This is a genomic window from bacterium 336/3 (genome assembly GCA_001281695.1).
Taxonomy (GTDB): domain Bacteria; phylum Bacteroidota; class Bacteroidia; order Cytophagales; family Thermonemataceae; genus Raineya.
The window spans coordinates 1139419-1161301 of record LJIE01000001.1; the positions used below are offsets into that span (position 1 = coordinate 1139419).

Below are 21883 nucleotides of genomic sequence, written 5' to 3' on the forward strand. Positions count from 1 at the left end.
TATGTATGAAGAGCTAAATAATAACCCAATTCTAAAAAGAATAGATGAACTCCATTCTAAAATCAAAAATCTGAAAGAGGCAAAACAAGGATATGAAGAACGAGCCTTTCAGAAACTCAAATTAGACTGGAATTATCATTCTAATGCTATTGAAGGTAATAAGTTAAGCTATGGAGAGACAAGAGCCTTATTAATGACAGGGATAGCAACAGGTGGAAAATTACTTAAAGACCACTTAGATATAGAAGGGCATAATAAAGCAATTGATGTAATGATAGATATTGCTCAAAATATTGAAAATTTTTCAGAAAAGGATATTCGTGAAATTCATGAAATAACTTTAGTTAAGCCTTATCAAGTAGATGCTAAAACACCAAATGGTGAACCCACAAAAAAGTGGATTTCTTTAGGAACATATAAAAAAACTCCCAATAGTGTTGAAACTAAAACAGGAGTAATGCATGAATATGAAAGTCCTGAAGCTACACCTGCTCTAATGACAGATTTAATGGATTGGTATAGACAAGAAAGATTAGGCAATTTACATCCTTTAGTGGTAGCAGGAGTTTTTCATCATCGTTTTACAGCAATCCATCCATTTGATGATGGAAATGGACGAGTTTCAAGAATACTTCTTAATTTGATGCTAATTGAAAAAGGATATCCAATTATAGTTATAAAACATGAAAATAAAGACAACTATTATGGAGTATTGTCACAAGCTGATGCTAAAGATGATATTAAGAATTATGAGCCATTGATTACTTTTTTGGGAAAATCTTTACTTCACTCTTTAGAAATATACTATAAAGCAGCTATTGGCGAATCTATTGAAGAATCCGGCGATTTGCGTAAGAAAATTACTTTATTGAAAAAAGAATTAGAAGGGAAAAATGATATTATAGAGCAAATATTTGATGAATCAACACAAAGTGAAATATTTAATGATGTTGTGATGGGTTTATTAAATCCTCTACATGATATGTCTAACGAGTTTAAAGATTTATTTCTAAACTTAAATGAATATATTTTTGTAGATTATAGTCATGAATTTAATGGAGAAGATATATGGCATGAATTAGATGTTTTACAAGATATAGATTATGAGAAAACCCTTTTTTATTATAATTCTAAGGATATAAAAAAATATACTATTCTAAAATATAGTTTTGAAGATTTTAAATACAATGTAGAAATACCTTTTACATTAGATTTATATATAGGTTTCTTATTTGAGAAATATAGGGTAAAAATTCATTATATATTAAAAGATAGTTTGTTTAATAAGGAATATATACACAATCCTATTGAAATTTTAGTAAGAGAAGAAAATGCCTTGCTCTCAATTAAATATCAAAAAATACTTGGGGAAGAATATATAGGAAATCTTCTTGGAGAAAAAATCTATGATAAAATCTATGAATTAAAAGATATAACACCAAACGATTTACCTCAAACAGATAATACTAAACAAAATGAAATTAAACCAGAAGATGATTTACCTTTCTAAACTTGCTTAGAAGTCAATGTTAAAATGGTGATTTCAGGTAAAATACCAACTCTGCCTAAGTAGCCGATATAGCCAAAGCCTCTGTTTACATACAAATATTGATTTTGTTCTTTGTACAAATCAGCCCATTGTTTGTAACGATATTGTACAGGACTCCAACGGAAATCTCCATACTCGATACCAAACTGCATGCCATGTGTATGCCCTGCAAGCGTTAGGTTTATATCTTTGAACTCAGGACGTATTTGAGCATCCCAGTGGCTGGGATCGTGTGAGAGTAGTATTTTTGTAGAGGCTTCCTGAGTGTTCTGATAAGCTTTTTGTAAATTTCCATACTTCGGAAAGCCACCTGTTCCCCAATTTTGTACTCCAATAATCGCAAGTTTTTCGCCTTTTTGTTCAATAAAACGATTTTCGTCTAACAGCAAATCCCAATTCATGGCTTTATGGGCTTCATGTAGCTTTTTACGAAGTTTTATGCGTTCTTCCTGACTAATACCCATGATGTAGTCGCTGTAATCGTGGTTTCCCATTACAGAAAACACACCAAAGTCAGACTTAAGTTTACTAAAAACAGAAATATAATCTTTTACTTCATCAGGATGGTTATTTACCAAATCGCCTGTAAATAAAATAGCATTGGGACGTTCAGCAAGCAACATTTCTACCCCACCTTGTACGGCTACTTTGTTATAAAAACTACCAGAATGAATATCAGAAAGTTGTGCAATACTAAAACCTTCAAACTCTTTGGGCAAATTGGGTAAATAAATTCTTTTTTTACGAACCTGATAATCGTGGGCTCCAGAAATAATACCCCAACTCATGGCTGTAAAGGGCAATGCACCAGCCAAAAGAGCTGTTTTATGTAAAAACTGAGAACGAGTAATTTTATTTACTTCTGCTTCAGGTATTACAAGTTCTTGATTATTTGTGTCTTGTGTAACTAATTCAGGTTTTTTGATAACTAACTGCTTAATAAAAGCAAAAAGTTTTCTGCTATAGAAAATAATGTCTTCTAGCAATACAAAAATCATGATGAAGATTTTCGAAAAATATATCACAGAAACAAAACCTTGTACAAAAAGCCTAAAAGTACTCATTTGCCTGAATACACCTACAAAATAAAGAGCAAGACTCACCAAACAAAAAATACTAATTCCCCAATAAATAGAAAACCAAATTTTTCTTCTAAAAGGCGTAGAGCCTTGCATCACAATTTTTAAAGCTCTGAAAGCAAGGTAATCAATCAGTAAAAGAGAGAAAAAAATAGTGAGAAAACGAGGAATCATAGTTTTATAAAAATAGCTGACAATAGAAGAACAATAAAATGCTTACAATGGTTTGGAAATGAATAGATAAGTTTCTTTGAGTATCAAAAACTGCCATACATATTCTCTTATAAATGTTCCCATCCAAGCATCACGAAAATTTTGTTGTAATAGCTCACAGACTTGATAATGAATAGGCATTTGAGTGTTGAACACTTTTTGAAACGTTTGTAATTGATAAACGTAAGATTTTGCCCAATAATCTATAGCTTGCTTATTTTTTTCTGAAACTTGCTGTAAAACACTTAAAAAAACTTCCCAAAAATCATCATTTGAGGGATAAACCAATACATTTTCAAAAGATTGTTGGAGCTCATCAACTCCTTCTAAATTGTATAACATACTTGTAGATTAAATTGCTAAGTTTAATTCTAACAAGAAAATCTATAGATTGGTGCAGTTAATGAATAATTACCTATTTGGGAAAAATATTATTTAGTAAAGTCCATAATTAAGGAAGTATAATGTGGTTTTCCGTCTTTATTTCTTGCATCGTGGAGCATACTTCTACGAATCATACCTTTATCATCATCTTTATAACCAGCATGAAAAATACCTTGCTCATCCCAATATTCTACTGGAAACGATTTAAAGCCTGCTTCTTCAAATAATGCCCCCAAAGTCTGATAATTAAAAAGTTGTTTATGGTCATCAGAACCATAACCTGTTCCTCCAATTTTTACTTCTTCAATGTATTTGTTATCTGTATGAAACCCATCAGGAACAGCGATACGGATATTTATATCTTCTGTGGAATATTTGTAAAAAAAATGAAGAGCAGTCTTAATTTGCTCAGTTGTAAGATGTTCAAAAACATGTTCGGCTAAAATTTTATAAATTTTATTGTTACCAAGCATTTTTTTATAGCAAGCTTCATCAGTTACATCCAAATAATAAGAATTTATTTCTATATCAGTAGGAAACCATCCTTCGAATCTTGTAACTGATGCCCCTACGTTTAACTGTATTTTTTTATTTTGAGATAAATATAACGTCCATTTCTTGTTCCATTTATTTGTACAATAAGCTCTATAAAAAGGTAAAATAGGGCTTAAAAGGATTTTCATAATAGGGCTTTTTTTCCAACTTCCCATAGCATAATGTTTTATGTAAATGACCACTTAAAAATATGAAGATTTATGATGTAAAAACAATTTCTTCAAGAAAATCTTGTATTTTCGTACTCTAAAAATAAAAAATCAAAGCATGTATTTCAGAGATATTTTTGGATTAGAGGAAGTTAAAAGAATGCTTATTCATGCAGTAGAGCATAATCATGTGGCTCATGCACAGTTATTTGCAGGCGAAGAAGGGTCAGCTAATTTGGCACTTGCTTTGGCTTTTGCAAGGTATATTCACTGCGAAAATAAAGGCGAATACGATTCGTGTGGAGAGTGTGCTTCTTGTAGTAAAATGGATAAATTGGTTCATCCTGATTTACATTTTGTGATGCCTGTCAGTAGTACAACTAAAATCAGTAAGCCTTTAAGTCAAGATTTTTTGAAAGAATGGCGTGATTTTGCCCTGAATCAGCCTTATAATACCATTACAGATTGGCTCGCACTGATTGGTGCAGAAAGTAAAACGCCCAGCATTAGTGCTGAAGAAAGTAGGAAAATAGTTTCTACACTTTCACTCATGCCTTTTGAATCAGAAAATAAAATCCTTCTGATTTGGCTTCCTGAATATTTTAATATCACTTCTGCCAATGCCTTACTCAAAGCTTTGGAAGAACCGCCTTCTCAAACCTTATTTTTTTTGGTGAGTGAAAACCCCGAAAAGATGTTGATTACTATTCTTTCTCGTCTGCAAAGGGTAAGAGTACGCCCATTCCATGATGAAGAAGTGAGTTCTTTTTTAGAACAAAAATACCAAGTAGATAACTTTAAAGCCAAACAGATTGCTCATTTGGCAGAAGGAAATATGCACAAAGCCTTAACGCTGATGCAAGAAGTAGAAGATGATAATCATACTTTATTTAGAGATTGGATGCGTTTGTGTTATCAGAGAGATTATAAAGGTATTTACAGCAATACAGAAGAATTTGGCAAAATGAGTAAAGAGGGACAACGAAATCTGCTTCAATACGGACTCAATATGTGTAGAGAGGCTTTGGTTTGGAAATATGGAGGCGAAAGCCTTGTAAGGCTTGATAACCACTCGATGCAATTTGTTCAAGGGTTCTCCAAAACGATAGGAGAACATAATATACAACTATTCTATCAAATTTTAAATGATGCCATGCTCCATCTGGATAGAAATGCCAATGCTAAAATTGTGTTTTTTGATACTTCTTTGCAGATTAGTAGTGTGATAAAATAATTTTAAGAAAATTTAAGCAATAACTAAGAAAATATATATCTTAGCTACATGTTTTAAACCTAAAAGAAAAGTTTATGAAACTAAAAACAAACTGGCTCTATGCCTTACCCATCTTACTTTTGGTTAGTTGTGGTGATAAAAAAGCTACAGAACAGGAAAAAGAGAAAAAAGATACTGTACAAGCTTCTAAGGAAGAAGAAAAAAAGCCTGAGGCGGAAGCTAAAACTGGTACAGCTGATTTGCTTATAGGTGAATGGGAACTTGTGAAAGAAACCGATCTTTCAGGAGGAGAGGTTAAAGGAATAAAAGGTATTTTAAAAATCAACAAAGAGGGATTTGAAGATAATTATCAGGGAGCAGTTACAAAAGGAAAATGGGAGCTTCGTAAAACAGAAGCTATCAATGCAGATGCAATAGATGGATTTCTGATGTATCTTGATGGTACTAAAGAAATGAAGCCTGAAAATGCTGAACCTCGTAGCATAACCAAACTTTCTCAAGATGAACTAGTATTTGAATTTATGGGAACGAAAACCTATAAACGTAAAAAGTAAAAAAAGCCTCAAGTTATTGAGGCTTTTTTTATGGTGCAATTCTTTTGATATTCCAATCGTTATTTTCTAGGGTATAACAGATTCTGTCATGCATACGGCTGGGTCTGCCTTGCCAAAACTCTAAATAGTGAGGCATTACCACATAACCACCCCAATGAGGAGGTTTTACAAGTGGTTTTTCCGTAAATTCAGTTTTATATTTCTCAAATAATTCTAAAAGTGTTTCTTTTCCTGCTACCTGCTGGCTCTGTGGAGAAGCCCAAGCCCCAATTTGGCTATCACGAGGGCGAGAAATAAAATAATTTGTACTGGTTTCCTCAGAAACTTTCAGGGCTTTGCCCTCGATGCGTACTTGGCGTTCCAAATCTGCCCAAAAAAATGTAAGGCTTACAAGCTGATTATGAGTTATTTCTCCACCTTTTCGGCTGTTGTAATTGGTATAAAAAACAAAGCCACCTTCTTCAATGCCTTTAAGTAACACTATTCTGCCTGTGGGTTGTCCAAATGGAGAAACCGTAGCCAAAAACATGGCGTTGGGTTCTATTACTTGAGCTTTGAGGGCTTCATCAAACCAGAATTTAAACTGCTCGATTGGGTTCTGATGAACATCTTTGATGTCAAGTTCTTCTAATTTATATTCTTTTCTGATGTCTGCTATTTTTGTCATAACTGTATAGGTTTATTCTTCGCAAGGCAATTTAGGAAAAATGGTGTAAAGTACATGAAAATCCTCTATGGTTACAACCAGTCGTTTTTTACATATATTGCATTCATATTCAATGGTATAAGGGTCTCCAATTTCTCTTGTATAAGTTAACTGTTTTGCCATATAATCAGGGAGTAACGAAGAGGGTATTTGCCCATAACTTGTTAGTACACATTCTTTGGGTTTCATAAGATTATTCTCAAAATAACTATTCTTCTAACATTGTTATGTATTTAATTTTATCAAATTCAAGCATCCACTTGCCATTTTCTTTTTTGAAGAAAAACAATGATGAACCACCTCTTGTTATGAAATAAATACATGCTCTATCTCGGCTTTTATTGAATACTACTCTTGAAAAATAGAAAGTTTTTACATGAATAAAGCCTTCTTCATAGTTCTCTTCATTGCTCTTATAATCTATTCTATAATTATATTTACATTTAAGTTTAGTTATATCTATTTTTTTCTTTTGAGTAGAATCAGCTAATTTAACTACTAATGGATAATAAACAGAATCTTTTTGGTTTTTAATAAAATGATTTTTTGTATCAACTATTTGAAGAGTGTCATCTATAAATAAACATAATTGCATACTATCTATCTTTTTCAAATCTTCATTATACTCTTTCGTATAGTTCTTCCTTCCAAAATACTTATCTTCTGCTCTCTGTTTCGCATATTTTCTCTCAACAGAATCAGGAGCAAGATTATGGCGATGATTGAGGACTAAATTGATAATTTCATACTCTTCATTTTCTAAATGAGTATTTTGCTTATTTGAACAAGCTTGTAAAATTAGTATTACAAAATAACATAAATAAAATCTCATAGATAAATTTACTTTTTCAATGCCTGCCACATTACTTCGGCAAGGTGGTAACTGGTTTTTCCTGTTCCGTCTTTAATTTGGTGTCTGCAACTTGTTCCGCTTGCCACCACAATGGTGTTTTCATCTGCTTTACGAACCTCAGGGAATAGAATCAGCTCACCTACTTTCATCGAAACCTCGTAATGCTCTTTTTCGTAACCAAAACTACCAGCCATTCCACAGCATCCACTCCTAATCAGGTGCATTTGGTAGTTTTTAGGCAATGAAAGTACTTTTTTGGTGTACACCAAATTAGAAAGAGCTTTTTGATGGCAATGCCCATGCAGTTTTAAAATCTTTTTTTCTTCTGTAAACTGTTCTGCTCTGATATTTCCCTTGTCTATTTCGTTTGCCAAGAACTCATCAAGTAAATAAGTATGCTTTGCAATCTTCTCTGCATCAGCTTTGTGAGTGTTGTCTGCCAAATCCAAATACTCATCTCTAAAACTTAAAATAGCCGAAGGCTCTATACCTACTAATGCCACATTTTCTGAAACTAAATTCTTAAAAACTTCAATATTTTTGTGAGCTAATTTCTTAGCTTCTCTCAAAAGACCTTTTGAAAGATACGTTCTGCCACTTTCTTCACATATAGGCATTTGTACTTCATAACCTAAAGCCTCCAGAAGTTCTACGGTCTTAATACCTACTTCTGTATCGTTGTAATTGGTAAATTCATCACAAAATAGAATCACTTTCCCAACATTTTTATCTTGCTTCTTATTTCTCTTATCAAACCAAGCCCTCAAAGTTTGTTTATAAAGTGTAGGTAGACTACGTTTCGATGCAAAACCCGTCAGACTTTTAAAAATACCAGCCGTAAAAGAGTTTTTTACTACAAAATTGTAAAGACTTGGAAATATTGAGGCTAAACGGCTACTTTTCGTAAAATTAGCAATCAGTTTGGTTCTGAAAGGTACACCATTTGCATCATAATAATTCTGCAAAAATTCTGCTTTCATTTTTCCAATATCCACATTTGAGGGGCATTCGGATTTACAACCTTTACAGCTCAAACACAAATCCATCACTTCCTTAATCTGCTCACTATCAAAAGGGTTTTCTTTGGTAGAGTTTGTCAGAATTTCTCGTAAAATATTGGCTCTGGCTCTTGTGGTATCTTTTTCGTTTCGGGTTGCCATGTAACTGGGACACATTGTTCCACCTGTTACTTCTGTTTTTCGGCAGTCTCCCGAACCATTGCACTTTTCAGCCAGTCTTAAAATACCTTTCTCTTTTTCGAAACTGAAAATAGTAGGAATTTCTTTCGTTTTCTGCCCCGACTCGTAACGCAAATCGGTATCCATAGGCAAGGTATCCACAATTTTATGCGGATTGAGGATATTTTCAGGGTCAAAAATACGTTTTACCTCTCTAAAAAGCTCATAACACTCTTCACCCACCATATTCTTGATAAACTCGCCTCGTACACGACCATCTCCATGCTCACCAGAAAGTGAACCTTTATATTTTTTGACTAAATCGGCTGTTTCTTGAGCAATAGCTCTGAATATTTTTCTGTCTTTTTCATCTTTTAAATTCAAGATAGGGCGTAAATGTAGCTCTCCTGTGCCTGCATGGGCATAATGCACAGAATATTTATCATACTTTTTCAGAATCTCATTAAACTCTCTGATGTATTCGGGTAAATCTTGTACATCTACAGCAGTATCTTCCACAAAACAAACAGGTTTGGCATCCCCAGCCAAATTGGAAAGTAAACCAAGCCCTGCATTGCGTAAAGCCCATACTTTGGGTATATCTTCGCCTTCTACAAACGGAAAATGAAAGCCTAATTGCTCTTTTTCCATTTCTGCAATCATGGTTTGAGCTTTTTGATGCACTTCTTCTAGGTTATTTCCAAAAAGCTCAACAGCTAAAATAGCTTTGGGGTCTCCTTGTACAAAAAAACGATTCTGTTGTTGTTGTATATTGGTTTTTGTACATTCTAAAATATAATGGTCTATTAGCTCCGATGCTGAAGGATTGTACTTAATTGCAACCAAGTTTGCTCTTAATGCTTCATCCACACTATTGGTGTGTACACAAACCAGCGTTTTATGAGTAGGGGGCATTTCCACCAAATTCAGCTTAAGTTCTGTAATGAGCATCAGAGTGCCTTCTGAACCACAAATGAGTTTGGCAATATTAAAATCGTTAGAATTATTTTTATCAAAAACTTTGGTATCTAATAAAATATCCAAGGCATAGCCAGTATTTCGGCGTGGGATAGAGGTTTTTGGAAAATTTTCTCTGATAAGGTCTTGATTGCGTGTATTGGATAAAATATTTAATAATTTTTTTGCAATATTTCCTTGAGGCAAGTCATCAGCTTTAAAAATAACTTCTTCTCCATTGGCAAGTAAGCCTTTTACTTCCAAAACATGCTCTCTTGTACTCCCATAAATAATCGAATTTGAACCACAAGAATTATTACCTACCATGCCACCCACCATAGCTCTTGTTTGGGTAGCTGTTTCAGGACCAAAAAATAGATTATAAGACTTCAAAAAAGCGTTCAAATCGTTACGAATTACGGCTGGTTGCAATCGAACCCAACGCTCTTTTTCATTGATCTCTAAAATATTCGTAAAATATTTACTGACATCTACCACAATACCTGTTCCCACAACCTGCCCAGCTAACGAAGTGCCTGCTGTACGAGGAATTAACGAAGTTTGATGCGTTTTGGCAAATAATAAAAGCTTTTTTAAGTCATCAATATTTTTGGGATAGGCTACAGCAAGAGGCAATTGTCTATAAACAGAGGCATCTGTGGCATACAAACGACGCATGGTATCATCAAAAAATAATTCGCCTGCGAGGTTTTGTTGTAATTGTTCTAAATGATTATGGGCTATGCGAAACATAGTTGGCTGAATTTATCTGTTACAAAAGTATTGATATTTATTGGAAACAGCAATATCTATGGATGTATCAAATTCTTCTCAAAAAAAATCAGAAGTTTTTGTCAGGAATAAAAAATGCTTCGTCTAAACAGAAAAACAATATTTATGAAAAAAATAGTTTCTACTTTATTTTCTCTGTTACTTTTTATGGGTGTTGCTACTGCTCAAATAGCAGATAAGGCTGAAAATGTTTCTCCATTATTGATTGGCGAAAAAATACCAGAGGCTACACTTACTACTACAAAAGGTGAAAATATTCAATTGTCAAAAATTATTGCAGAAAAACCATCTGTGGTGGTTTTTTACAGAGGAGGTTGGTGTCCATTTTGTAATATGCACCTTGCTGAAATCGGTAAAATAGAAAAAGAAATCTTGGATTTAGGCTATCAAATTGTAGCCATCAGCCCTGACGATTATGTGAATTTGCAAAATACATCAGAAAGTGGAAAACTCAACTATCAGCTTTTTTCAGATGCAAAAGGTGATTTACTAAAAGCCACAGGAATTGCATTTCAACTACCCCCAAAGTACAAAGAATATTTACCCACTAAAACCAAAGGGAAAGTAACAGAAGTTTTGCCTGTACCCACACTCATGGTGTTAGATAGAAAAGGTACAATTTTGTTTGAATACATCAATCCCGATTTTAAACAAAGAATATCAGGGAAATTACTTTTAGCTGTACTTAAAAACTTAGAAATTAAATAGATATATTGTCAGAAAACTTTCTAAACTATTTAAAACATGAAAAAAACAGCGTTGTTTCTGGTATCATTTCTTATTTCTGGTATTGTGTTTAGTCAAAACACCCTGAAAATCAAATCTTCTACCATCACCTTCAAAATTAAAAATGCAGGTTTTTATGTAGATGGCTATCTCAAAGGCTTTGAAGGAAAAGTGGTTTTTTCTCCAACGGCACTTTCAGGAAGTAGTATTGAGGCATCTGTTAAAACAGAAACTATTAATACAGGTAATAAATCCAGAGATAATCATTTACGTAAAGATGATTACTTCAATGCTGAAAAATATCCTAAAATTTCCATGAAATCAAAGCGTATTGCAAACTCTCAAAGTGGAGATTTTATAGGCTATTTTGATTTGACTATTAGAGATGTAACCAAAGAAGTAAAAATTCCTTTTACCTACAAAGAAAATAATGGAGTAGGAACATTCAAAGGCAATTTTACAATCAATCGTAGAGATTATAAAGTTGGAGATAACAGTATGGTATTAGGAGATATGGTGATAATAGATGTTGAAATAGAGGTTTCTCTTTAGAGTTATAAGTGATGAGTTTTAATAATTTTAAAATACAAGTATATATAATATGAAAAAAATAATATTATTACTTTTATACATAGCATCATCTTATGCTATACAAGCTCAATCTTATAAAGAAGGGCATTTGTTTGGTTTTGCTACCAATGTTGGTTCAGGAGAGTTTTCTACTGCTCTTTCATGGTCGCATTATCATGGAATAGGAGCTAAAAAACGTTTTAAAATTGGTTATGGAGTACGTCTGACAAACTATTTTGGTTCAAACCAAGACTACATCACAGCTCCAGCCAGATATACTTCGGGTAAAGAGAGTTTTTCAGCATTATTTTCTGAAAATATACTTTCAAACTTTGATACAGTCAATGTAAAATCTGCTCAAATCAATGCTCTGAACGCTGGAATATACTTGGCTTATACACCTCCTATTTTAAAAGATAAATTAGAAATAGGGGTAAACATTGATGCAATAGGTTTTAGTTTTGCAGGAAGCCAGCAAGGTTTTTTTACAGGACAAGGTGTTTATAATCAGGCAAATGTACGTGCAAAGGCTACTACTTTTAATTTGTTACTTATTAGTGATAGTGATCTTGGTTCCCTCAATTCTGAATGGTATTTGAGATATTGGATACGCCCCAAATGGGCTGTAAAATTAGGCTATGGATTTTTATTCACAGAACTCACAACATCTGATAAAGTGCAACCTATCCCCAATACAACAGAATTTAATGACCGTTTCCGCAGAAAATCAGCTATGTTGATGCTGGGTGTTCAGTTTACTCCATTCAAACAATAAAACTATTCAATTTTATGCAAAAAATCACTTTATTTTTAATTATGCTTTTAGTAGGAGGAGCTTGCTCCAAAAAAAGTGAAGATGTAGCTCCTGTAGAAATTCCAGAACGTTTAGAAATGAATGTTGCTAATAAAAGTATTGCAATTAATGATACAGCTAAATTTATAGTAGCATTTTATGATAAATTAGGAAATAAGATAACTACACCCTCTAATATTGTTTGGAGTAGCTCTAAAACAGATATAGCAACTGTCAACCAAACAGGTATAGCTACAGGAAAAGGAAGTGGACAAACCACTATCAAAGCTACATTTAATAATATAGAAGCAACAGTATTACTAACAGTTGTAGCCAATAACAATCAAGTAGCAACTGTAACTCTTGAAGCCATTAGAGAAGTAAAATTGAATGAAGTTGCTACTCTTCAAGCTGTTATAAAAAACAATTTGGGGCAAGTTCTTACAGGAAAAACGATTACTTGGGAAAGTGATAATACTAACTTAGTAAGTATTTCTTCTACGGGAGAAGTTACAGGTTTAGGCTATGGTACAGCCAATATCAAAGCTAATGTAGAAGGAATTCAGAGTAATACCTCAATGGTTCAAGTGATCAGAAACGGAAATTTTGCTAATGGAGGAACAGGTATAGCTAAACTTAAAATAGAAAATGGTGTTTTAAAATTACAAACCAGTAGTAATTTTTCTGTATCTAATGGTGCACCAGACCTTAGAATTTATTTGAGTAATAGCAATAATGCTACAGGTGCTCTTGAAATAGCTACACTAAATCAAAGAAGTGGTATGCAAACATGGAGTTTGCCCTCAAATGTTTCTATAACACAATATAGATATGTACTTGTTTGGTGCAAACAGTTTGGTGGAGTTTATGGATTAGCAGATTTAGGAAATTAAACGTATCAAATAAATTACATTGTTGCATAAAATTTAGTTACACTCAAACCGTTTATAAATTTAGTTCGTATATTTGAGAAAAAGTTCACGATATGATTACAATTATAAAAAATACAGTTCAAGAGTTAATAGAGGTACTTGCTCAGTTAAATTCACAAGAATATATACGCCCTGAAATATCTTTAAGTAATGCGACTATAGGGCAACACACACGACACATCATAGAACTTTTTCAGTGTTTAATTAACGAATATAATTTAGGAACAGTTAATTACGATAAACGTAAAAGAAATAAAGAAATAGAAAACAACCTTGTGATAGCGAACTTAGCTCTCAAAGAAATTCAGGATAAGATAGAAAAATCTGATAGAGAAATAATGGTTTGTTATGAATTGGGAGGCGAAGAAATAAATATTAAATCAAATTATTACAGAGAACTAATGTATAATTTAGAGCATTGTATTCATCATCAAGCTCTTATAAAAGTGGCACTTTTAAATATGCCTCATATACATATCAATGATACTTTTGGAGTAGCTCCTTCTACTATCAAACATAGAAACATAGAAGTACAATCAGGCAGTTAAACTCGATTGTACTTTCATTTTTTATTAAACTATTTGACTTTCTAAAGCAAATTTACGAATCACATCAATGCCCATGTGGTCGTTTACAGCATTCCCATAATGTACTTTCTGAATAATGCCTTTTTCATCTATCAAAAAATCGGCAGGGATAATACTAGAATTTTTCTTTTCATCTTCAATTTTATCAAGTCCTAATTCCTTTGCCATTTTCATTTGTGCTTGAAAACCAGACTTGAAAATAGAACCTATAAATTTAATCATAGATGTTTCAATATGATAGAGTTTATAAAACACTTTTTCTGAATCGCTAATAATACTAACAGGTTGTAGGGCAGAGTGTAAAGAACTCATCAAAATATGTTTCTTAGGTGTTTCAAAAACAAAAACCATTTCTAAGCCTTCTTCTTTGAGTTCAGGAGCCAGTTTTTTGAGCTGGTGTACACGTAAATTACAGAATGGACAGGCTACATTTCTAAAAAATGATAAAAGAATTCTCTTGCCTTTGTAGTCAGCTAAATTGAAAGAATGCCCATAAATATCTTGTGTTTCAAAAATAGGAGCAACAGAATTTTCTTGAAGTTTCATATAAATATTATTTTGTTTAATTCAATTAGACATTACTTATATGTATTCCTGACACTAATCTTTTAAATTTTCTAAAATTTTTTTCTTGGATTCCTCCGAAAGTTTCTCCGAAATATTCTTCTGTGTAACTTTTTGTAAAAAACTCTGAATAATTTTACTTTGTTTTTCATAAACAGCACAAGCCTTGCAAATCCACAAATGTAATTTGAGCTGTATATTTTCTTTAAACGAAATGCGTTTGTTTTGCTTCTTTTCTACAAGTTCTGTTGCTTTTTTACAAGTAAGCAATATTTTTGCTGCAAGTCCTTCCATAATATTTCAGTTTTAGAGAATAAAAATCTTACCACTTTTTCTCAATACATTCTCTGAGTATCAATTTTGCTCTATGAGTTATCTGCCAATAATTAGACATACTAATAGCCAAATCCTGACAAATTTCTTCTGCTGTTTTTTCTAATAAATATTTGGCTGTAATCACAATACGCCATTTTTCAGATAAACTATTCAGGCAACTTTCCAAGATTTTTAAAAAATCATGATTGTCTAAAATGTTGTCTTCATTTTGCCATGTAAACTCCATAACAGAAGGTTGCCAAGATTCATCTTCAAAAGTATTATTGGTAACATGCATTAATTTTTTTTCTAATGTATCTGATTGATTTACTTTTTTTCTATAATAATCAATGATTTTATTATTGAGAATGCTCAAAAGCCACGTTTTTGGCTTACTTTCTCCTCTGAAACTATCAATGGATTTGAAAGCGGACAAAAAAGTATCCTGAACCAAGTCTTCTGCAACTTCTCTTAAGGAAGTTTTATGAAAAGCCCAACTAAAAAGTTCATCTGAATAATCTTTGACCCATTGTTCAAAAAGAGAATGTTTGTTTATTTGTTCCATAAAACCTGCTCAAAATCAGTTTTTTCTACTTATAAAATCATAGCTTTGTCTTGCAAAAATATCTTTTTTTGTGTAAATGAACCTACTAAAATATAAGTTTATGAAAAAGATTCTTGTTCCAACTGATTTTTCAGATTTTGCAGATAAAGCTCTTCAAACTGCTGTCAATATTGCAAAAAAGATAAAAGCTGAAATTTTGTTAGTCAATGTAAATGAAATGTCTGTGGCTGCTTTGCCTATTGCAGAATACTACTATTATGATAAAGAAAAAGAGCAAAGTTACTTACAAATGGTCAATGAAAGCTTGGATAAAACTTTGAAAAAAATAGCTTCTGATATGGATTTGGGAGATATACCTATTTCTACATTTGTAGAAAGTGGTCTGCTTGTAGATGCTATAGAAGAAGTATGCAAAAGAGAAAAAGTAGATTTGATTGTTATGGGAACACAAGGAGCATCAGGTACTAAAGAAATGTTGATAGGGTCAAATACTGAAAAAATTGCACGTAATACTCCTTGTCCTATGCTTTCCATTCCCAATAAAACATATGATAAATTTGATAAAATTGTATTTCCTACAACACTCCGACCAGACCAAATTTCTGCTTTTAAACAATTAGGTGACTTACAGGCTGTTTTTGGTGGACAAATACTATTGCTATATCTCAACAATCCAGCTCATTTGCCAAACGATGAAGCAATTATGGCAAGAAAAGATGAATTGGTAAGCCAATCAGGTTTGAAAAATGTAGAAATTTTTATAGGAGAGCAAAATGTATTTGATGAAGAAAATGCCATTTTAGAGTTTGCTAAATCCCAACAAGCAGATTTGATAATAATGGCTACTCATCAACGCAAAGGTTTGGCTCATTTATTTCTAGGAAGCATTACAGAAGATACCATTAATCATGCGGAAGTACCTGTTTTAGCAATACCCATCAAAAAATAATATTATAATTCCTTAGTTTTTCTTACGTGTTTATATAGAAAAGATTTGGCGTACTTGCCAAATCTTTTTATCTTTGAAATTGAACTAATTACCTGAATTCAAAGAGCTATGAAAATAAACACTACTCTTTTTAAAAATTTTTTTGGAATTTTCTTTCTTTTTGTGTCATTTCATACATCAGCACAATTTGGAAAAGACGGAAACCAAACAGTTACTACTACCAATGCAATCCTAAATCAATATACAACCCTACAAACTGATGTAGCAGCAGGAGCTACTCAAATTGTAGTAGCAGACATTACTCAACTCAATAGTCCAGCTCCCATTGGTCGTGGCGATTTGGTCTTAATTATTCAAATGCAAGGGGCAACCATTACCAATACCAATGATTTTACTTATGGAACAATCAGTAGTTACAATGGTGCGGGTAATTATGAATATGCTTATGTTACAGGAACGGTTGGAAATACAATTCAATTATCTTGTGCTTTAGGGCAGGGATACAGAACAGCAGGAAGAACACAAGTTATTAGAGTTCCTCAATACCAAACACTTACCATCAACACTGGAGCATCTGTTACTTCACCTGCTTGGAATGGTACAAGAGGGGGAGTAGTAGCCATTTATGCTCAAAATATAGTTTTAGATGGCTCTATCAATGTTTCTAATCAAGGTTTTAGAGGTGGTGTTCTGGAAAATACTACAGCGAATAATCAAGCTAATTTTGTTTCTACCAATGCAAATGCAGGAGGTGAAAAAGGCGAAAGTGTTGCAGGTTTTCAAACAGAATACAATGCTTTGGGAGGTAGATTTGGGAGAGGAGCACCAGCCAATGGTGGTGGTGGTGGAAATGGAAACAATGCTGGTGGTGGTGGTGGTGCCAATGCAGGTGTCCCTGCTGACTGGTTTAGAGGAACAGGTGTGATGTGTAATGCATGTACAGGTAACACAGCATGGACTTTAGACCCAGATTTCATAGCCAATGGAAATGCTTTAACTAATTCATCAGGAGGTGGTAGAGGAGGACATACAGTTTCTACTTCTAATCAAAATGCTTTGACATTAGCACCAGGTGGAGCTGCTTGGGCAAGCGATTTAAGAAGAGCTCGTGGTGGATTAGGAGGACGACCTTTGGATATTAATGCTGAAAATCGAATTTTCTTTGGAGGAGGAGGTGGTGCTGGAGATCAAAACAATAATGCAGGTGGTAGAGGAGGTAATGGTGGTGGAATAGTTTATATAGTATCCAATCAAATTACAGGCATAGGAAGTATCAATGCGAATGGTGAAAATGGTGCAAATACAATCACACCCCATACAGATGCCCCAGGTGGAGCAGGTGGAGGTGGTACAATCATTATTAAATCCAATACTTCAGTTTCTGGTATTACCCTTAATGCTAGAGGAGGTAATGGTGGAAATCATTTAGGAACAACTAATCAAGCCCATGGACCTGGTGGAGGTGGTGGAGGTGGTTATGTGGCTGTTTTTACACCAACAGACACTTCTACAAAAAATGTAACAGGTGGAACCAACGGAACAACTACTTCAACAGCTCTTACAGAATACCCAACTAATGGAGCTACTTCAGGAAAAATGGGTATTAGTAATGTCAATACAACATCCAATTTTATTTTGAGTTGTAATATTACCCCTACTCCACAAAATGATGTTATTATAACCAATGAAGATAATGCTGTTTCTGGAAATGCAAGTACCAATGATACAGATTTAGAAAGTCTTACATTGAACTATAATGCAGGTACATTTACTACAGTACAAGGGGGCTCAATTGTGTTAAATGCTGATGGGACGTTTACTTATACTCCAGCAAGCAATTTCAATGGTACAGATTCTTACATATACACTGCTTGTGATAATGGTCAGCCCACAAATCAGTGTGTAACTGCTACAATTATATTTACAGTGTTGCCTATCAATGATGCTCCTGTTGCTCAAAATGATAATTTCTCTGTCAATGAAGATGCTGTTTTGAGTGGAAATGCGAGTACCAATGATAATGATGGAGACCCTGAAATTACTCAAACACTTACATTTACTTTGCAAAATGGAGGAACAGCTACAGCAAATGGAACACTTATTTTGAATACCAATGGAACATTTACCTATACTCCCAATCTAAATTTTAATGGGGCTGTAAGCTTTACTTATCAAGTTTGTGATAATGGAACACCAAGTTTGTGTTCAACAGCCACTGTAAATATCACAGTAAACCCTGTCAATGATGCTCCTGTTGCTCAAAATGATAATTTCTCTGTCAATGAAGATGCTGTTTTGAATGGAAACACAAGTACCAATGATAATGATGGTGATCCTGAAACTACTCAAACACTTACATTTACTTTGCAAAATGGAGGAACAGCTACAGCCAATGGAACACTTATTTTGAATACCAATGGAACATTTACTTATACTCCCAATCTAAACTTTAATGGGGCTGTGAGTTTTACTTATCAGGTTTGTGATAATGGAACACCAAGTTTGTGTTCAATAGCCACTGTAAATATCACTGTGAATCCTATCAATGATGCTCCCATAGCTCAAGATGATAGCTTTACAATGGCTATTAATGCTGTTTTGAATAATACTGTAACAACCAACGATAGTGATGTAGATGATATAGCTTCACAACTGAATTATACAGTATTTAATGGAGGAACAGCTACAACCAATGGAACACTTGTTTTGAATACCAATGGAACATTTACCTATACTCCCAATCTAAACTTTGGGGGTACTGTATTTTTTACGTATCAATTATGCGATTTGGCTGGGCTGTGTGTACAAGCAATTGTAACTATTTCTGTTACAAGTCAGAAACCAGTTGCCAATGTAGATAATTTTAGTGTAGATGAAGATAAAACCCTAACAGCAGATGTATCAATAAATGATACAGACCCTGATACCCCTAAAAATCAACTTTCTTTTAGCCTTGTAGATGGAGGAACAGCAAATAGTAATGGAGTTTTAGCTCTCAATATAAATGGTTCACTAACTTATATCCCAAAAACAAACTTTAATGGAACAGTGAGTTTTACTTATAAAGTTTGCGACCCTCAAAACAATTGTTCTGCAATAACCACTGTAAATATTACAGTAAACCCCATCAATGATGCTCCTATAGCTCAAGATGATAATGTAATAGCTTCTCAAAGTCAAAGTGCAACAGGGAGTTTAATAACCAATGACTCAGACCCTGAAAATGACCCACTCAGTTATGCAAGTGGCACATTTGTAACAGAAAATCAAGGTAAAATAACAATTGAAACAAACGGCTCATTTACCTACCTGCCTTCTTTGGGTTTTGTAGGTACTGATTGTTTTGAATACACAGTCTGTGACTCTAAAAATGCATGTTCTAAAGCTAAAATATGTGTTCAGATAGATGCAACGAATACATTATTTATTCCAGAAGGATTCTCGCCCAATGGAGATGGCATGTATGATAGTTTTGTAATAGAAGGCGTGAATGGTAAAAAAGTAAACCTTAAAATTATCAATCGTTGGGGAAATGTAGTGTATCAGATTGCTGATTATAAAAATGACTGGAAAGGAATTGGAAATATGGGATTACATACAGGAGAAAACCTACCTGATGGGACATATTATTATGTGATAGATTTAGGAGATGGCTCAAAATCCATCAGTAACTATGTAATCATTAAACGATAACAAATGACTATGAAAAAACTTTTAATAATAGTAGGTTTTTTAATCATGGGAGTACAAACACTATTTGCTCAACAAGACCCCATGTTTACACAATATATGTTCAATATGAATGCCTTAAATCCTGCGTATGCAGGTAGTAATGAAGTCATTAATACATCAGCATTATTTAGAAGACAATGGCTGGGTATCAATGGTTCACCAACTACAGGGACGTTTAGCGTTGATGCTCCTTTTTTACAAAATAAATTAGGCATGGGGCTTATGGTTGCAATGGATAAAGTTGGTAAAACTCAGACTTTTGATATCATGAGTCAATATGCTTATCGTATCAAAACAGATGAAAAAGGACGTTTAGCTTTTGGTTTGCAGGCTGGAGTTACACAATATGCTTTCAAAGGAGCAGAAGTAAATTATGCTTCAAATGCTACTGTGACAGGTAGTGACCCAACATTTGGAGAGAATATTAGCCGTATACTACCCAATGTAGGTATTGGTGTATGGTTCAATAATGAAAACCTTTATATTGGAGCATCCATACCCCGATTAATTAATCATCAATTTACAGAGAATATACAAGGAATACCTGCGGGCGAATTAGGTAAAGCTAAACAATTTAGGCATTATTTTATTACAACAGGCTATGTATTTACTTTGAATGAAACTTTAAAATTAAAACCTTCTGTACTGTTAAGAGGAGTAGAGGCTGCCCCTATATCTTTTGATTTGAATGCGAATTTATGGTATCAAGAGCGTTTTGGGTTTGGGCTTTCTTATAGAAACTCATCTTCATTGAATGCAATTTTAGAATTTCATCCAACGAATCAGTTAAGGGTGAGCTATGCGTACGATTTTGCGACTACAGGTATTAGAAGAAACACATCAGGAAGCCACGAAATGATGATACGTTATCAGTTTCGTAAGAATAAAAATGATGATATTATTATTTCTCCAAGATTATTCTAAAAAAGAAAACCCTTTTAAAAGGGTTTTCTTTTACTCCTCAATAATTTTGATGTTAAATGGTACACCTAACAAATCTTGATAATCTTTACCGGCTTCTATCATATCATCATCAAATTCTTCACACCACCAATTGATTTCTACCACTGCACCAGATCTTTGTATAGCAACCATTTTCTTAAAAACATCTAAAAGACATTTTGAAGAACTGGTATTGAAGTATTCTAATTCTACATCCATACTCAAAACCCTTTCAGCTGCTTGTGCTCGAAAATGCTCTAACCAATCATTGATAGGTATATAAAATTCTAGTGGATTTTCTGGTACTGAACGCCCTTTGATTTCCATTCTGCCTGTATCAGCATCTAATTGTACAAAAGGGGTATTAGATGTTTTGTCTACTCTAAAGGTTTCCATATGAAACTAAATATTTTTAAGTTCTGTACGTATAATTTCTACTCTAAGGGTAAAAAAAGCGAGGTTAGTATTAAGATGATGGAACTCATAACGAATATTTCCATCAGTTTTTCTAGCAATATCTATAAAGCCTAAACCTGCTGTTCCTTTTTCAGAAAAATCGTCATTTGAAAGCATTTGACGATGATATTCTCTTAATTGGTCTTTGTTTAAAGAATTAATATAGTCTATTTTTTCACGTATTTTCATTTCACTTTCTTTGAAAACATAATTACCAGTGGCAATAATATATTTGTCTTCATAAGCCTCAAAAATAGCCAGACCCTTAACACCTATGGTTTGGCTATTCTTTTCTAAATGATGACTTAGATTTTGAAAACATTCGGTAGCTATATTATATACTTTTTTTCTTGTTTTTGGATTGGTTTCAGCTGTTTCTAAACGGTCTTCAATAATTTTTAGTAGCGAGTTGATTTGTACAAAACCTACTTGCCCTTTGTAAGACAAGACAAAGTTTTCATCTTGCATTTCATCGTATATCTTGCTATAATCTTTAGGCATGAAGAGTTATTTTTATAAAAAAAAGATTCATGCGAAATTAGCAAAAAA

At 33.3% G+C, this 21883-nt stretch carries 21 protein-coding genes and 2 pseudogenes; 11 read left to right on the top strand and 12 right to left on the bottom strand.

Going from position 1 to position 21883, the window contains the following annotated elements:
- Position 1: 1 nt before the first annotated feature.
- Positions 2–727: pseudogene (locus AD998_05370) on the top strand (hypothetical protein).
- Positions 728–1506: 779 nt separating this feature from the next.
- Here the strand turns inward: AD998_05370 and AD998_05375 are convergent.
- The 3 genes from AD998_05375 to AD998_05385 all read right to left on the bottom strand — a co-directional run bounded on the left by AD998_05375 (position 1507) and on the right by AD998_05385 (position 3746).
- A complete protein-coding gene (locus tag AD998_05375) occupies positions 1507–2802 on the bottom strand; it encodes a hypothetical protein (protein ID KOY85656.1) in 1296 nt (431 codons plus the stop codon).
- A 42-nt stretch (positions 2803–2844) separates the two neighbouring features.
- Positions 2845–3183, bottom strand: coding sequence for a hypothetical protein (locus tag AD998_05380; protein ID KOY85657.1), 339 nt, complete (start codon positions 3181–3183; stop codon positions 2845–2847).
- Between the two features lie 89 nt (positions 3184–3272).
- The gene (locus tag AD998_05385; protein ID KOY88069.1) at positions 3273–3746 is read right to left on the bottom strand and encodes a hypothetical protein; all 474 of its coding nucleotides are present in this window, start codon (positions 3744–3746) and stop codon (positions 3273–3275) included.
- A 301-nt stretch (positions 3747–4047) separates the two neighbouring features.
- Between AD998_05385 and AD998_05390 the strand changes: the two genes are divergently transcribed.
- Both AD998_05390 and AD998_05395 read left to right on the top strand, forming a co-directional pair.
- On the top strand, positions 4048–5163 hold the full coding sequence (locus AD998_05390) for a DNA polymerase III subunit delta (GenBank protein KOY85658.1): 1116 nt from the start codon (positions 4048–4050) through the stop codon (positions 5161–5163).
- Positions 5164–5237: 74 nt separating this feature from the next.
- A complete protein-coding gene (locus AD998_05395) occupies positions 5238–5717 on the top strand; it encodes a hypothetical protein (protein ID KOY85659.1) in 480 nt (159 codons plus the stop codon).
- 28 nt (positions 5718–5745) lie between these two features.
- Here the strand turns inward: AD998_05395 and AD998_05400 are convergent, their stop codons facing one another.
- From AD998_05400 to AD998_05415, 4 genes are read right to left on the bottom strand one after another with little or no spacing between them, the layout of a single operon-like run.
- Positions 5746–6384 carry a pyridoxine 5'-phosphate oxidase gene (locus AD998_05400; protein KOY85660.1) on the bottom strand — a complete coding sequence of 213 codons (639 nt, stop codon included), beginning with the start codon at positions 6382–6384 and terminating at the stop codon, positions 5746–5748.
- 12 nt (positions 6385–6396) lie between these two features.
- The gene (locus AD998_05405) at positions 6397–6612 is read right to left on the bottom strand and encodes a hypothetical protein (GenBank protein ID KOY85661.1); all 216 of its coding nucleotides are present in this window, start codon (positions 6610–6612) and stop codon (positions 6397–6399) included.
- Positions 6613–6631: 19 nt separating this feature from the next.
- Positions 6632–7255: a hypothetical protein gene (locus AD998_05410; protein KOY85662.1), complete on the bottom strand. Its 624-nt coding sequence runs from the start codon at positions 7253–7255 to the stop codon at positions 6632–6634.
- Positions 7256–7263: 8 nt separating this feature from the next.
- The gene (locus tag AD998_05415) at positions 7264–10164 is read right to left on the bottom strand and encodes an FAD-binding protein (protein ID KOY85663.1); all 2901 of its coding nucleotides are present in this window, start codon (positions 10162–10164) and stop codon (positions 7264–7266) included.
- A 144-nt stretch (positions 10165–10308) separates the two neighbouring features.
- Between AD998_05415 and AD998_05420 the strand changes: the two genes are divergently transcribed.
- The 5 genes and pseudogenes from AD998_05420 to AD998_05440 all read left to right on the top strand — a co-directional run bounded on the left by AD998_05420 (position 10309) and on the right by AD998_05440 (position 13772).
- Complete coding sequence (locus AD998_05420; protein KOY85664.1) at positions 10309–10911, top strand: antioxidant AhpC; 603 nt, start codon at positions 10309–10311, stop codon at positions 10909–10911.
- Positions 10912–10947: 36 nt separating this feature from the next.
- Positions 10948–11481 carry a hypothetical protein gene (locus tag AD998_05425; protein ID KOY85665.1) on the top strand — a complete coding sequence of 178 codons (534 nt, stop codon included), beginning with the start codon at positions 10948–10950 and terminating at the stop codon, positions 11479–11481.
- Between the two features lie 49 nt (positions 11482–11530).
- Positions 11531–12274: a hypothetical protein gene (locus AD998_05430; protein ID KOY85666.1), complete on the top strand. Its 744-nt coding sequence runs from the start codon at positions 11531–11533 to the stop codon at positions 12272–12274.
- 164 nt (positions 12275–12438) lie between these two features.
- Positions 12439–12627 (top strand): annotated as a pseudogene (locus tag AD998_05435) (hypothetical protein).
- Between the two features lie 650 nt (positions 12628–13277).
- Complete coding sequence (locus AD998_05440; protein ID KOY85667.1) at positions 13278–13772, top strand: hypothetical protein; 495 nt, start codon at positions 13278–13280, stop codon at positions 13770–13772.
- 24 nt (positions 13773–13796) lie between these two features.
- Here the strand turns inward: AD998_05440 and AD998_05445 are convergent, their stop codons facing one another.
- Genes AD998_05445 through AD998_05455 form a run of 3 tightly spaced genes read right to left on the bottom strand, consistent with a single transcriptional unit; the run spans position 13797 to position 15255 of the window.
- The gene (locus AD998_05445) at positions 13797–14357 is read right to left on the bottom strand and encodes a hypothetical protein (GenBank protein ID KOY85668.1); all 561 of its coding nucleotides are present in this window, start codon (positions 14355–14357) and stop codon (positions 13797–13799) included.
- Positions 14358–14411: 54 nt separating this feature from the next.
- A complete protein-coding gene (locus AD998_05450) occupies positions 14412–14669 on the bottom strand; it encodes a hypothetical protein (protein KOY85669.1) in 258 nt (85 codons plus the stop codon).
- Between the two features lie 28 nt (positions 14670–14697).
- Complete coding sequence (locus AD998_05455; protein ID KOY85670.1) at positions 14698–15255, bottom strand: RNA polymerase subunit sigma; 558 nt, start codon at positions 15253–15255, stop codon at positions 14698–14700.
- A gap of 100 nt (positions 15256–15355) precedes the next feature.
- On the opposite strand from AD998_05455, the gene AD998_05460 reads away from it, so the two are divergent.
- The 3 genes from AD998_05460 to AD998_05470 all read left to right on the top strand — a co-directional run bounded on the left by AD998_05460 (position 15356) and on the right by AD998_05470 (position 20860).
- Positions 15356–16204 (top strand): universal stress protein UspA, encoded by an 849-nt coding sequence (locus tag AD998_05460; protein ID KOY85671.1) that lies wholly within the window; start codon positions 15356–15358, stop codon positions 16202–16204.
- A gap of 108 nt (positions 16205–16312) precedes the next feature.
- On the top strand, positions 16313–19897 hold the full coding sequence (locus AD998_05465; GenBank protein ID KOY85672.1) for a hypothetical protein: 3585 nt from the start codon (positions 16313–16315) through the stop codon (positions 19895–19897).
- Between the two features lie 3 nt (positions 19898–19900).
- On the top strand, positions 19901–20860 hold the full coding sequence (locus AD998_05470; protein ID KOY85673.1) for a hypothetical protein: 960 nt from the start codon (positions 19901–19903) through the stop codon (positions 20858–20860).
- 30 nt (positions 20861–20890) lie between these two features.
- Here AD998_05470 and AD998_05475 read toward each other — a convergent pair whose 3' ends face one another.
- Both AD998_05475 and AD998_05480 read right to left on the bottom strand, forming a co-directional pair.
- Positions 20891–21274: a nuclear pore complex subunit gene (locus tag AD998_05475; protein KOY85674.1), complete on the bottom strand. Its 384-nt coding sequence runs from the start codon at positions 21272–21274 to the stop codon at positions 20891–20893.
- 6 nt (positions 21275–21280) lie between these two features.
- On the bottom strand, positions 21281–21835 hold the full coding sequence (locus AD998_05480; GenBank protein ID KOY85675.1) for a hypothetical protein: 555 nt from the start codon (positions 21833–21835) through the stop codon (positions 21281–21283).
- Positions 21836–21883: the final 48 nt, after the last annotated feature.